Origin of the sequence: Collinsella sp. AM41-2BH (genome assembly GCF_003468085.1) — a bacterium.
GTDB lineage: Bacteria > Actinomycetota > Coriobacteriia > Coriobacteriales > Coriobacteriaceae > Collinsella.
Map to the genome: position 1 here is coordinate 1 of NZ_QSGH01000001.1, position 11,987 is coordinate 11,987.

At 61.8% G+C, this 11,987-nt stretch carries 10 protein-coding genes, 1 tRNA gene and 1 riboswitch; of the genes, 10 read left to right on the forward strand and 1 reads right to left on the reverse strand.

The window, feature by feature from the left end; translation table 11 throughout:
* The first annotated feature begins 274 nt into the window (after nucleotides 1–274).
* A riboswitch (FMN riboswitch) is annotated at nucleotides 275–467 on the forward strand.
* A gap of 5 nt (nucleotides 468–472) precedes the next feature.
* The 9 genes from DW899_RS00005 to DW899_RS00045 all read left to right on the forward strand — a co-directional run bounded on the left by DW899_RS00005 (nucleotide 473) and on the right by DW899_RS00045 (nucleotide 9,838).
* Nucleotides 473–1,063, forward strand: coding sequence for an ECF transporter S component (locus DW899_RS00005; protein WP_117799664.1), 591 nt, complete (start codon nucleotides 473–475; stop codon nucleotides 1,061–1,063).
* Nucleotides 1,060–2,964 carry an energy-coupling factor transporter ATPase gene (locus tag DW899_RS00010; RefSeq protein ID WP_117799665.1) on the forward strand — a complete coding sequence of 635 codons (1,905 nt, stop codon included), beginning with the start codon at nucleotides 1,060–1,062 and terminating at the stop codon, nucleotides 2,962–2,964. The genes DW899_RS00005 and DW899_RS00010 overlap by 4 nt, the downstream gene beginning before the upstream one ends.
* Nucleotides 2,964–3,764: an energy-coupling factor transporter transmembrane protein EcfT gene (locus DW899_RS00015; protein WP_117799666.1), complete on the forward strand. Its 801-nt coding sequence runs from the start codon at nucleotides 2,964–2,966 to the stop codon at nucleotides 3,762–3,764. Before DW899_RS00010 ends, DW899_RS00015 begins: the two co-directional genes overlap by 1 nt.
* Before the next feature lie 30 nt (nucleotides 3,765–3,794).
* Nucleotides 3,795–4,241, forward strand: coding sequence for a pyridoxamine 5'-phosphate oxidase family protein (locus tag DW899_RS00020; protein ID WP_117563813.1), 447 nt, complete (start codon nucleotides 3,795–3,797; stop codon nucleotides 4,239–4,241).
* A 41-nt stretch (nucleotides 4,242–4,282) separates the two neighbouring features.
* A complete protein-coding gene (locus DW899_RS00025) occupies nucleotides 4,283–4,693 on the forward strand; it encodes a pyridoxamine 5'-phosphate oxidase family protein (protein ID WP_055252303.1) in 411 nt (136 codons plus the stop codon).
* A gap of 257 nt (nucleotides 4,694–4,950) precedes the next feature.
* Nucleotides 4,951–6,021, forward strand: coding sequence for an N-acetyl-gamma-glutamyl-phosphate reductase (gene argC / locus DW899_RS00030; protein WP_117799667.1), 1,071 nt, complete (start codon nucleotides 4,951–4,953; stop codon nucleotides 6,019–6,021).
* 134 nt (nucleotides 6,022–6,155) lie between these two features.
* Complete coding sequence (gene argJ / locus DW899_RS00035) at nucleotides 6,156–7,424, forward strand: bifunctional glutamate N-acetyltransferase/amino-acid acetyltransferase ArgJ (protein ID WP_199570231.1); 1,269 nt, start codon at nucleotides 6,156–6,158, stop codon at nucleotides 7,422–7,424.
* An 81-nt stretch (nucleotides 7,425–7,505) separates the two neighbouring features.
* Nucleotides 7,506–8,486 carry an acetylglutamate kinase gene (argB, locus tag DW899_RS00040; RefSeq protein ID WP_117655914.1) on the forward strand — a complete coding sequence of 327 codons (981 nt, stop codon included), beginning with the start codon at nucleotides 7,506–7,508 and terminating at the stop codon, nucleotides 8,484–8,486.
* A gap of 68 nt (nucleotides 8,487–8,554) precedes the next feature.
* Nucleotides 8,555–9,838: an aminotransferase class III-fold pyridoxal phosphate-dependent enzyme gene (locus DW899_RS00045; RefSeq protein ID WP_117799668.1), complete on the forward strand. Its 1,284-nt coding sequence runs from the start codon at nucleotides 8,555–8,557 to the stop codon at nucleotides 9,836–9,838.
* A gap of 609 nt (nucleotides 9,839–10,447) precedes the next feature.
* Here the strand turns inward: DW899_RS00045 and DW899_RS00050 are convergent.
* Nucleotides 10,448–10,523 (reverse strand) — tRNA-Val (locus DW899_RS00050).
* 193 nt (nucleotides 10,524–10,716) lie between these two features.
* On the opposite strand from DW899_RS00050, the gene DW899_RS00055 reads away from it, so the two are divergent.
* The coding region (locus tag DW899_RS00055; RefSeq protein WP_233539859.1) for an IS30 family transposase at nucleotides 10,717–11,987 on the forward strand (1,271 nt) is incomplete at its 3' end.

Sequence of the window (11,987 nt, forward strand, 5' to 3'; positions counted from 1 at the left end):
CATCGACGTCTTCAATACAGAAAATATCAGTGCGGAATGTTCCGGAGAGAAACCCCCGTCACGCCCCCGGATCCCCTGCGTTTACGGCCTTGAGGTCGGCGTGGGTGGAGGACGTGGTTGATAGGGGTGCGTGTCCCGGTCGCTGTTTCGCGCTTTGCGCGAAAGGCGCGTTACTTTGGGATGGGTGGGGAACGTGGTTGTTGCGGTAACTGATCCCCGTCATAAATTATCCTCGGCATACTTGCACCTGTCTTCCCTCGTGCTACACTTTTCCTTGCTGTTTCAGGGCGGGGTGGAATTCCCCACTGGCGGTAAATCGGGCGGTGTCAAAGGGGCGCCGTGGCGCAGGTAAAGTGCCTGCGACCGAGCCGATGAGTCCGCGACCCGTGTGTGCGTTGGTTCGCATGCCGGCTGAACTGGTGAGATCCCAGTACCAACGGTTAGAGTCCGGATGAAAGAGGCGGGTGATCTTATGTCTGAACAGTCGCAGCATATCCATTTTGAGAACACGAATAGGTGGAGCACCAAACAGCTCGTTACCATGGCGCTCATGTGTGCCCTGGGCGCGCTCTTTATGTATGTGCAGCTGCCCATCCTTCCTTCGGCGCCGTTTTTGACGTATGACCCGTCGCTGGTGCCGGCGATGGTGTGCGGATTTGCGTATGGCTCTGGTGCCGGCACTGCCGTTGCCGCCATGGCGATCGTTATCCATGCGCTCACTACGGGTGACTGGGTCGGTGCGCTTATGAACCTGGTTGCCACGCTGGGCTATATTCTGCCTGCGGCTATCGTCTACCAAAAGATGCATACCTATAAGGGTGCCGTGATTGGCCTGGTGCTGGGCGTTATTGCCGCTACGGCGCTGTCCATGGTTGCGAATCTGACCATCGGCGTTTGGTTCTGGTATGGCTCGGTCGATGTGATCGCCCCGCTCATGATTCCTGCCGTGCTGCCGTTCAACCTCATCAAGACCGTGCTCAACTCGGTGCTGACACTTGCGGTGTACAAGGCGGTCTCTAATCTCATCACGCCCAAGAAGGACCAGGTCAAAGGCCGCGCATGATTGAGTGTCGGGGCGTTTCCTTTAGCTATGACGGTGCCACACCGGCACTCGACGGCGTCGATCTGAACATTGAGGATGGCGAGTTTTTCTGCATCCTCGGTGGCAATGGGTCGGGCAAGTCGACGTTTGCCAAGCATCTGAATGCGCTGTTGCAGCCCGATGCGGGCACGGTACGCATCAACGGCATGGATGCGTCCGACCCCGAGCTGGTCTATGACATTCGTTCGACCGCAGGCATGGTATTCCAGAATCCCGATGATCAGCTGGTGGCAACGCTTGTCGAAGATGACGTTGCGTTTGGTCCCGAAAACCTTAGCGTGCCATCGGCGCAAATTGCGCAGCGCGTACGCGAGGCGCTGAAGGGCGTGGGCCTGGTAGGATTTGAGCGCCACGAGACCCATGCACTTTCGGGTGGCCAAAAGCAGCGCGTGGCGCTCGCCGGCGTGCTCGCCATGGAGCCGCGCGTGCTTATTTTGGACGAGGCGTCCTCGATGCTCGATCCGCGCGGGCGCAAGGGCCTTATGAAGGCCTGCCACGCGCTGCACGAACGCGGCATGACCATCGTGATGATTACGCACTTTATGGAAGAGGCCGCCGAGGCCGATCGCGTTGCTGTCTTCCAAGCGGGTCGCGTTGCCATGCTCGGTACGCCCGAGGAAATCTTGACGCGGGCGGACGAACTTGCGCAGCTCAACCTAGATATGCCGGCATCGTGCTGTCTTGGCAGGGCGCTTCGCGCGAAGGGCGTGCCCATTTGCGTACAGGTGCGCGAGGCGGATATGGTCGCCGATATAGCGCAGGCTTATGCCGAGCGGAGTAGGGCAGGCATCGCCGGGCGGCCTTTCGCATCCGATCCTCGTATTCCCGACAACGTTTCCTCTGCGCTCGATGGCGCAGATGTGCTGGAGCCCGTCATCGAGATTTCGCACCTTTCGTATAGCTATTCGCTGAGCGCCCGTGAGCGTCGCCGTTGGCACAAGCGCTCAGTCGCCGAGGGCGCATCGAACAAACAAGCCCTCTGGGGCAACGACCCTAGCAGCCCCTGGGCGTTGCGCAATGTGTCGCTAACGGTGCGTCGCGGCGAGTTCCTGGGCCTTGCGGGCCATACCGGTTCGGGTAAGTCGACGCTGGTCCAGCATCTCAACGGTTTGATTCGCCCCCAGGAGGGATTCGTTCGCGCGCTGGGGCTCGATCTGTCAAACAAGAAAGACGCCGCCGCGGTTAAGGCCAAGGTCGGCGTGGTGTTTCAATATCCCGAGCGTCAGCTGTTTGCCGAAACCGTGACGCAGGACGTGGCGTTTGGCCCGCACAACCTTGGCTTGCCGCAAGATGAAGTCGACCGTCGCGTCGAGTCGTCGCTCTCGCGCGTGGGCCTCGACCTTTCCACGGTCGGCGACAAGAGTCCCTTCGAGCTTTCGGGCGGTCAGCAACGGCGCGTGGCATTCGCCGGTGTGCTCGCCATGGAGCCCGAAGTCCTGGTGCTCGATGAACCCATGGCGGGGCTCGATCCGGCTGCGCGCAGGGATTTCCTTGAGCTTATCGATCGACTTCACCGCGATGGCCTGACCGTTGTCATGGTTTCGCATAGTATGGATGACCTGGCCAACTGCTGCGACCGCATCGTCGTGATGAACGAAGGCGCGGTGTTTGCCGAGGGAACCCCCGCGCAGGTGTTTGCACATGCCGATGAGCTCAAGTCGATCGGCTTGGGCGTTCCCGCCGCCCAGCGCATGGCGTTGGCGCTCGCGGAAGCGGGCGTACCGCTGCGTTGCGGCGGGCTCTATACGGTTGAGTCGCTGGCCGACGAGCTGGCAGATTTGCTGATCGGTCGCTCAGACGGTCCTTCTAACGTCGCGGACATTGCTAAATCCAAGACGGTCGCGCGAGAGGAGGGCTGCTAATGGAGGCGTTTTCGTTTGGCAGCTACTATCCCGGCGATAGTGCAATCCACCGCCTGGATCCGCGCACCAAGCTGCTCCTGGGCTTTGTGTTTTTAATCACGACGCTGACCGTCGGCGGCTTCCGCGGACTGGCCCCTGTCGCAATTTTCGTCGTGCTGATCTATGCCGTGTCCCGGGTGCCGGCTCGTCGCGTTCTGTCGTCGATGGCGCCGCTGCTGGCAATCGTCGTCGTGGTCGCGGTGCTCAACTTGTTTACCGATCAGAGTGGGCGCATCCTGTGGCAGCTCGGCTTTTTGCAGATAAGCGAGGGCTCGCTGCATTCCGCCGTCTTTATGGCGTGCCGCCTGACCTTGATGATGGCCGGCATGAGCGCCATTACGCTCACCACGCCTACGCTCGACCTCACCGCGGGCTTTGAGCGCCTGCTCGCACCGTTTGCGCGCGTGGGGCTCCCTGCGCATGAGCTCGGCATGATCATGGGCATCGCGTTGCGCTTTATGCCGCAGTTTGCCACCGAGATGAAGCAGACGGCGGACGCGCAGGCAAGCCGCGGCGCACGCGTAACGGGTGGCCCGCTCGGCGGCGTGCGTATGCTCGGCAGTGTGGCGATTCCACTGTTCACGGGCGTGTTCCGTCATGCCGAGACGTTGTCTGCCGCCATGGATGCACGCTGCTATCACGGCGAGCAGGGCCGCACGCGTCTGCATGCACTTGCATTTCGCCGCGGGGATGCGCTGGCTGCGGTTGTGACGATGCTGCTGCTTGCGTGTGTCATCGTCGTCAACCTTCAACTTGTTTAGGCGCGATTCGAGCGCAAGAAAGGGGCCCCTATGACCGACAACGACCGCACGGCTCAGCTTGAGCGCGCCTGTTCGTATCTCAGGCGCATTCCGGCGTGGTATCTGGCCACGACCGATGTGACCGACGGGCATCAGCCTCGCGTGAGGCCGTTTTCGTTTGCCATGGTCGATGACGGTAAGCTGTGGTTTTGCACGTCGCGCGACAAGGATGTGTGGGCGGAGCTGAGTGCGAATCCCAAGTTTGAGCTCTCGGGCTGGAAGCCGGGGGAATGTTGGATCGTGTTGACCGGCGAGGCCGCACTTGAGGACGACGCGGTTGCGAGCGACAAGGTGCGTCAAGCGGGTTTTAAGCACATGGTGGGCATCGGCGAGGAACACGAGAGTGCCAACGACGGCCGCCTTGCTTTCTTTTCGGTCCGCAACATTGCCGCGCGCTTCTGTGATATCGACGGCAGCGAGGAGCGCCTGGAGCTCTAACGTTTACCAACCAGTCAAATGAGCTAGCGGCAGGAGGAACCGTGGACGGATTGAATACGGTGTTGGAGTATCTGACGTCGGTGCCGGCATGGTATTTGGCGACGAGCGTTGACGGACAGCCTCATGTGCGTCCGTTTTCGTTTGCGCAGATCCAGGATGGCAAGCTGTGGTTTGTAACAGCGCGCACCAAAGATGTGTGGCAAGAGCTGCTGCAAAACCAGCGCTTTGAGGCCACGAGTTGGTGGCCGGGCCATGGCTGGCTTATCTTGCGCGGGCGTGCCGGCTTGGATGACCGGGCTTTAGGCGAAATGCGCGAAGCCGGGTGGAAGCATCTAGAGCACCTGGGCGAGCACTATGAGGGGCCTAACGACCCCACGCTCGTCTTCTTTAGCGTCGAGGATCCCGAGGCTTTTATCTGCAATCACGACGAATGGGTGCCGGTCGAGCTCTAGCCAGCTGGCTCATCCTAACAACTTGGTTTTCGCATGGGCGGGCCCCGTATTGCCCGGCGCCGTTAGGAGCGCCGGTCAATACGGGGCCCGCTCCATTTGTCAATTCCTTCAAGCGAATGTGTCGGGAATGTTTCAATGCATGAATATGCAAGCCATTTACGTAATCATGCATCTTTTGGTGCTAAAGTTTCAACCCACTTCATAACGACCGCTGCGAAATGCGCATCGGTGCATAAATCGCAGACAAGGAGTCTGATATGTCTTTGAAGGTTGGAATCGTCGGCGCGGCTGGATATGCCGGAGCCGAGCTCATTCGCCTCGTCCTCGGTCATCCCGAGTTTGAACTTGTTGCCATTACGTCCAACGCCGATGCCGGCCAGCCGCTGTCCGCGGTGTATCCGAGCTTTGCTGGTGTGAGCGATCTGGTTTTCACCACGCATGACGCCCCCGAGCTCAAGAGCTGCGATGCGGTTTTTCTTGCCGTGCCGCACACGGCTGCCATGGCACAGGTGCCCGCGCTGCTTGCATCGGGCGTCTCCTGCTTTGATCTTTCGGCCGACTACCGTCTGAACGACGCGTCCGTCTTTGAGACATGGTTTGCCGCCGAGCATACGAGCCCCGAGCTGCTCAAGACCCGTGCCTTCGGTCTGCCCGAGCTGTTCTGCCAAGACTTGGAGACCGCCGCATCCGACTATGCCGACGGCAAACCCGTGCTGGTCGCCTGCGCCGGTTGCTATCCCACCGCAACGAGCCTTGCCGCCGCGCCCGCCGTGCGCGTCGGCTGGGTGGCCGAGAACGGTCCCGTGATTGTCGATGCCATTAGCGGCGTGACGGGCGCCGGTAAGTCCTGCAACGCCCGCACCCATTTTTGCAGCGCCGACGAGAATTTGGAGGCATACGGCGTGGGCAAGCATCGCCACACGCCCGAGATTGAGCAAATCCTTGGCCTGACCGATCGCGTCGTCTTTACCCCGCACCTGGCACCGCTCAAGCGTGGTCTGCTCTCCACGGTGACGCTGCCGCTTACGCCGCAGGCTATCGATACCTTGACCCTTGAGGACGTTGTCGACCATTACAAGCAGTTCTACGCCGGTCGCACCTTCGTACGCGTACTCGATGCCGGTCAGCAGCCCAAGACGGCTTCGGTCGTCGGCACCAACGCCGCCCAGATCGGCCTCGCGCTCAACAAGCGCGCGGGCGTGCTGGTGGCGACGGGCGCCATCGACAATCTGTGCAAGGGCGCTGCGGGCCAAGCAGTCCAGTGCGCCAATATCGTCTTTGGCTTTGACGAGCGACGAGGCTTGCCCACAGTGGCGTGCCCGGTGTAGCACATTCGATTGTTAACGATTTGGTAGTCGGGCATCGAGTGGGGCGCCACTCTTAAGTTGGTCTCATGATCACGACTGGCATGGCGCACCAACCGATGTCCGTTTTTTGTTTGACATAAGGAGTCATAAAGACGATGAATACCGAGCTGTTTGATATCAAGATTCGCGCCGTCGAGGGTGGCGTTACGGCTGCGGCTGGTTTTAAGGCTGCAGGCATCCACGCTGGGTTCCGCAAGAACCCCGAGCGTCTGGATTACGCGCTCGTCGTGCCCGATAAACCCTGTCCCGGTGCTGGCGTGTTTACCACCAATCGCTTTTGCGCGGCGCCCGTGCAGGTGAGCCGTGCCAACCTGGGCGGTACCGACAAGGGGTACGGTATCATCGCCGGCATTTCGGTCAACTCTGGCAATGCCAACGCCGCCACGGGCGAGACGGGCCTTGCCTGCGCGCGCGAGACGTGCAACATCGCCTCGCAGGTCATCGGCTGCGAGCCCCAGCAGATTCTGGTTGCCTCCACGGGTGTGATTGGCCAGATTCTGTCGATCGACACGTTTGAGACCGCCATTCCTGCTGCCTACGAGGCGCTCTCCGCCCACGGTGGCGCCGATGCCGCTCGCGCCATCATGACGACCGACACGCACTCCAAGGAGTACGCCGTATCCTACGTCAGTGAGGCTGCGGGTCATGCGGGCAATGTCTATACGGTAGGCGGAATGTGCAAGGGCTCGGGTATGATCATGCCCAACATGGCCACCATGATCGCAGTTATCACCACCGATGCCCCCGTCGAGCCTGCGGCACTTCATGCCCTGCTGCTCTCGACCGTCAAGCAGACCTTTAACAAGGTAACGGTCGATTCCGACACCTCGACCAACGACACCTGCATCATGCTTGCCTCCGGCGCCGCTGCCGCAGATGCCGAGCCTATCGTTGAGGGCTCCAATGCCTTTGACGAGTTGGCATTTGCCGTGCACGAGGTGTGCGAGAGCCTGGCGCGCAATATCGCCGCCGATGGTGAGGGCGCATCCAAGCTTGTTACGGTCAACGTTACCGGCGCCGCTAACGACGAGGAGGCCGATATCGCCGCCCGTGCCGTTGCCAACTCGCCGCTCGTTAAGACCTGCATCGCCGGCCACGACTGCAACTGGGGCCGCGTTGCCATGGCGCTTGGCAAGTGCGGCGTGAAGTTTAATCAGGAAGACGTTTCCATCGACATGATGGGCATGCCTGTCTGTCGCGACGGTCTGACTGTTCCCTTTGACGAGGACGAGGCTCTACGACGTTTTGAGGCGCCCGAGATCGTGATCTCGGCCGACCTGGGCGCAGGCGACGCGGCAACGACCGTGTGGACCTGCGACCTCACGCATGAGTACATCTCCATCAACGGCGACTACCGTTCCTAGATTCCAGGCACGCTGCGCATCTTGCCGCGATTGCGGACAGCGGAGCACGGCGCGATAACGATACGAAAGACGAGGCAGACTATGAAATTCGCACGCGATTGTCGTTCGAGCGAATCCAACGAAGCAACCGCGCAGCTGCTGTTCGAAGCGCTGCCGTGGATTAAGAACCTGACCGGCAAGACGGTTGTTATCAAATATGGCGGAGCCGCCATGGTCGACGAGCAGCTGCGTCGCGACGTGATGAGCGACATCGTCCTGCTTAAGATCATCGGCATGCGCCCCGTTATCGTGCATGGCGGCGGCAAGGCTATCAACGAGGCGCTGAGCCACTATGACATCCCCGTCGAGTTTAAGAACGGCCAGCGCGTGACCACGCCGGCGACTATGGATATCGTGCGCGAGGTGCTGGGCGGCAAGGTTAACCAGGAGCTGGTTGTCGCCATCAACCACCACGGCAACCTGGCCGTGGGCGTGTCGGGCAGCGATGCTGGCACGCTCATCGCCGAGCCGCTCGACCCCGAGCTCGGTCGCGTGGGCAAAGTGACGCACGTTAACACCGACTATATCGAGCGCTTACTCGATAGCGAGTACATCCCCGTCATCGCTACCGTCGCGGCGGGGGAGGACGGCGGTTTCTTCAACATCAATGCCGATACCGCCGCCGGTGCCGTTGCGGCAGCGCTCCACGCGCACAAGGCGATCTTTTTGACCGACGTCGACGGCCTGTACAAGGACTTTAGCGATAAGGATTCACTTATCTCCAACCTGACGCTCGACGAGGTCAATGAGATGCTCTACGGCGGCGAGGTCGATAAGGGCATGATTCCCAAGCTGCGCGCGGCCGTCGATGCGCTTGCCGGCGGCGTATTTCGTGCCCACATCATCAACGGCACCACGCCGCATTCGCTGCTGCTGGAGCTGCTGACCGATGCCGGCGTCGGCACCGTGATCCATTCCACCGAGACGGCCTACGAGTTCGATACGCATCCGCATCCGCTTTCGACCTTTGCGGCGCGTCTGGCCGAGAACCTCGACGAGGTCGAGAAGCTCCAGACGGTCTAGCTGACCGCAGCCGCCCCATTCCTGCACCCATAGGCCTGCGCCGTCCGGCGCTCAACGAAAGGCATTCCATGTCACTTGCAGCTCAGCAATCGCTTGAATCCCATTACGTTATGCATACCTTTGGCCGCTCTCCGGTCGAGTTTGTCGAGGGTCACGGCATGAAGCTCACCGGCGACGATGGCCGTGAGTACCTCGACTTTCTTGCCGGCATCGGCGTGTGCAGCCTAGGTCATGGTGACCCGGCCGTGCTCTCGGCGCTCGAGGCACAGACCAAAAAGCTCATGCATGTCTCCAATTACTTCTACATTGAGCAGCGCGGACAGGTCGCGGCGCTGCTGTCCAAGCTTGCTAACGACGACGTAGATGGTGCGCGCGTGCTTGCCGATGCCATTGCCGCCGGCGATGAGACCACGGCAGCTGCTCTTGGTGCCCCGGCTGCGGATGAGCAGGTTTGGGAGACCTTCTTTGCCAACTCCGGCGCTGAGGCCAACGAGGGCTCGATGAAGCTCGCGCGCCTGTACGCCAAACGTGCCGGTAACGGCGGCAACACCATCGTGTGCATGCGCGGCGGCTTCCACGGCCGTACGCTCGAGACCATTGCCGCCACCATGCAGGATTGGCTGCAGGATAGTTTCCGCCCGCTGCCGGGTGGCTTTGTGGCCTGCACGCCCAACGATATCGATGAACTGCGTGCGATCTTTAAACAGCTGGGGGGCGAAATTTGTGCCGTGATGCTCGAGCCGATTCAGGGCGAGAGCGGTGTGCACCCCATGACCGAGGAGTTTATGGCGGCAGCGCGCGACCTGGCACACGAAGTGGGCGCCGTGCTTATCGCCGACGAGGTCCAGTGCGGCATCTTCCGCTCCGGCAAGCCGTTTGCATTCCAAACCTATGGCGTGGAACCCGACATCATGAGCCTTGCCAAGGGCATTGCTGATGGCGTGCCCATGGGTGCCGTCGTAGCAAAGAAGGAGATTGCCGACGTGTTTAAGCCGGGCGACCACGGCTCGACCTTTGGCGGTAGCTGCTTGGCCATCGCGGCGTGTGCCGCGACGCTCTCCGCACTCGTGCGCGGCGATTATGCCGACCACGCTGCCAAGGTAGGCGCCTATATGGAGGCAAAGCTCGCCAAGCTGCCGAACGTGACCGAGGTGCGTGGCCGCGGCTTGATGCTCGGCTGCGATCTGGACGATACTGCGGGTGATGCACACGACGTTGTGGCCCGTGCATTGGGGGCTGGTGCCGTGATTAACGCTACGGGTGCCCATACGCTGCGTTTCCTGCCGCCGCTCGTCTGCGAGGAATCCGACGTGGACAGTCTGATCGAGATCCTGTCGGACGTTTTGGCCTAACACAGCGAAATAACTTAACTTTGACCGGGTTCCGGACTGCGGACGTGCCCTATGTGGCATGATTCAGCGGTCTGGAGCCCGTTTTGCCTTAGATTTGCTAAGGCGGGGAGACCTGCTGGTCAAAAAACATCAAATATGAGTACTGTTACCGATTTGGTAGCAGCAATTTTGGACTAATAAGGCCAGATAGCTAGCCGAAATGGCGATGAATGTACGATTTTGATCCAATTGTTAGTCCTTATAATGGACATATGTTGTGTAACTTAAGCAAATATTATCTTCTGATATGTTGTAAGCAAGGTAGCAGTACTCATTTTTGCCATTTTCTGGCCACGGCCTTTGTGACAGTCGTGCTGGCGGGTTCGAATCCCATGAAATGGGCCCAAAAAAGAAAGGCTCCCATTGCTGGGAGCCTATCAAATCAGTGGTGGGCGATGAGGGATGTCGCGTGCGGCTGACGCCGCCCGCTTTCGCTTCGGGCCTGCGGCCCTCGCGTGCTGCGCTGGAAAACGCTTCGCGTTTCCTCAGCTTCGCACCCTGTCGGGTTCGAATCCCATGCGCTGGGCCCAAACAAAAACGGTCCCCTTGCGAGGACCGTATCCAATTCAATGGTGGGCGATGAGGGATTCGAACCCCCAGCCTTGTGCGTGTAAAGCACCTGCGCTAACCGTTGCGCCAATCGCCCGTGCGGAGAGAGTATAGCAAAACAATCGCCTCATTCATCTCATATCCATTAAAGGTAACCGGCGCGTGTCGGCGCCCTTGATTGGCAACTTCATCCGAACACCTCCCATATTCATCCGTACATGTACGGATGAATATGGGAATCCGATACCCTGAGGGCCGGACCGGCCGGCCCCGGGAGATCGGAGGACGGCATGTCCGGAAAGAGGAAGAAGGGGGCCGGGAAGGCGGCCCCGAGGGCCTACGGCAGGCTCACCAGGCACGAGCGGAACACGGTCCAGAGGATGCTGGAGCGAGGGGCCTCGTGCAGGCAGATCGCGAGGGAGCTGGGCAGGTCGCCCTCGACGGTGAGCTCCGAGGTGGCGTCGCACAGGTTCGTGACCGCGCCGAGGGAGAGGCGCGGCGAGCGCGTGGACGCCTCCGCCGACCTGTCCGCGGCATGCCCGCGCCTGGCCGCGTGGCCGCGATGCTGCAACGGGTGCGGGCGGTACCGCGCGATCGGCTGCAAGCGCCGCCCGCACGCCTTCTACGATGCCCGCGCCGCGCAGCTGTGCGCGGACTCGGTCCTCGTCTCGTCGAGGCGCGGGATAGACGCCGACGAGCCCGCCGCGGCCGAGGCGCTCGCCCTCATCCGCGACGGCCTGGGCCGGGGGCTCTCGCCCGAGCAGCTGTCCGCCCGCAACGGCGGGCCCGTGGACCTGTCGCCCTCGACGATCTACCGCTGGGTCGCGGCGGGCTACGACGGCATGACCAACATGGAGCTCAGGCGCAAGGTCGGCTACAGGCCCAGGTCGCACCGGGCCCCGAAGAGGGCGACGCCGCACTCGCCCCGCAGGTCGCACGCCGCGTTCCTCGCCCTCGGCGAGGACGTTTGCGCCGCCGCCTGGGAGATGGACACCGTCGAGGGCGCGCGGGAGGACTCCGCCTGCCTGCTCACGCTGCTGCACCGCCCCAGCAGGCTGCAGCTCGCGCTGCCGCTGGCGGCGAAGGACGCCGAGAGCGTGGCGGCGGCGTTCGGGGGCGTGCGCTCGGTGCTGGGCGCCGGCGGCATGGGGAGGGTCTTCCGGGCCGTGCTAACCGACAACGGCCCCGAGTTCTCCGACGAGGGCGCCATTGCCGGGCTGATCGGCGAGGGGCCGGGCGAGACGAGGCTGTTCTACTGCGACCCCGGGCGCAGCGACCAGAAGGGCGCCTGCGAGCGCAACCACGTCGAGATCAGGAAGCTGCTGCCCAAGGGCGCCGGAATCAGGTTCGACCGGCTGGCCCCGGCGGACCTGTCGCTCGCCATGTCGCACGTGAACTCCGAGCCGCGCGGCGCGCTCGGCTTCGCGACGCCCGCGCGCGCCTTCAGGGCGATGCTCGGGGAGGACGCGGCGGCGCTGCTGGACGCCTACGGCGTGGGGGACGTGCCCATCGGGGAACTCGACCTGACGCCGGGGCTCATCGAGAGGGCGCGCGCAGAGAG

Coding starts and splice junctions, on each gene's coding strand:
- DW899_RS00005 (WP_117799664.1), top strand. CDS start 473: ATGTCTGAACAGTCGCAGCATATCCATTTTGAGAACACGAATAGGTGG.
- DW899_RS00010 (WP_117799665.1), top strand. CDS start 1,060: ATGATTGAGTGTCGGGGCGTTTCCTTTAGCTATGACGGTGCCACACCG.
- DW899_RS00015 (WP_117799666.1), top strand. CDS start 2,964: ATGGAGGCGTTTTCGTTTGGCAGCTACTATCCCGGCGATAGTGCAATC.
- DW899_RS00020 (WP_117563813.1), top strand. CDS start 3,795: ATGACCGACAACGACCGCACGGCTCAGCTTGAGCGCGCCTGTTCGTAT.
- argC (WP_117799667.1), top strand. CDS start 4,951: ATGTCTTTGAAGGTTGGAATCGTCGGCGCGGCTGGATATGCCGGAGCC.
- argJ (WP_199570231.1), top strand. CDS start 6,156: ATGAATACCGAGCTGTTTGATATCAAGATTCGCGCCGTCGAGGGTGGC.
- argB (WP_117655914.1), top strand. CDS start 7,506: ATGAAATTCGCACGCGATTGTCGTTCGAGCGAATCCAACGAAGCAACC.
- DW899_RS00045 (WP_117799668.1), top strand. CDS start 8,555: ATGTCACTTGCAGCTCAGCAATCGCTTGAATCCCATTACGTTATGCAT.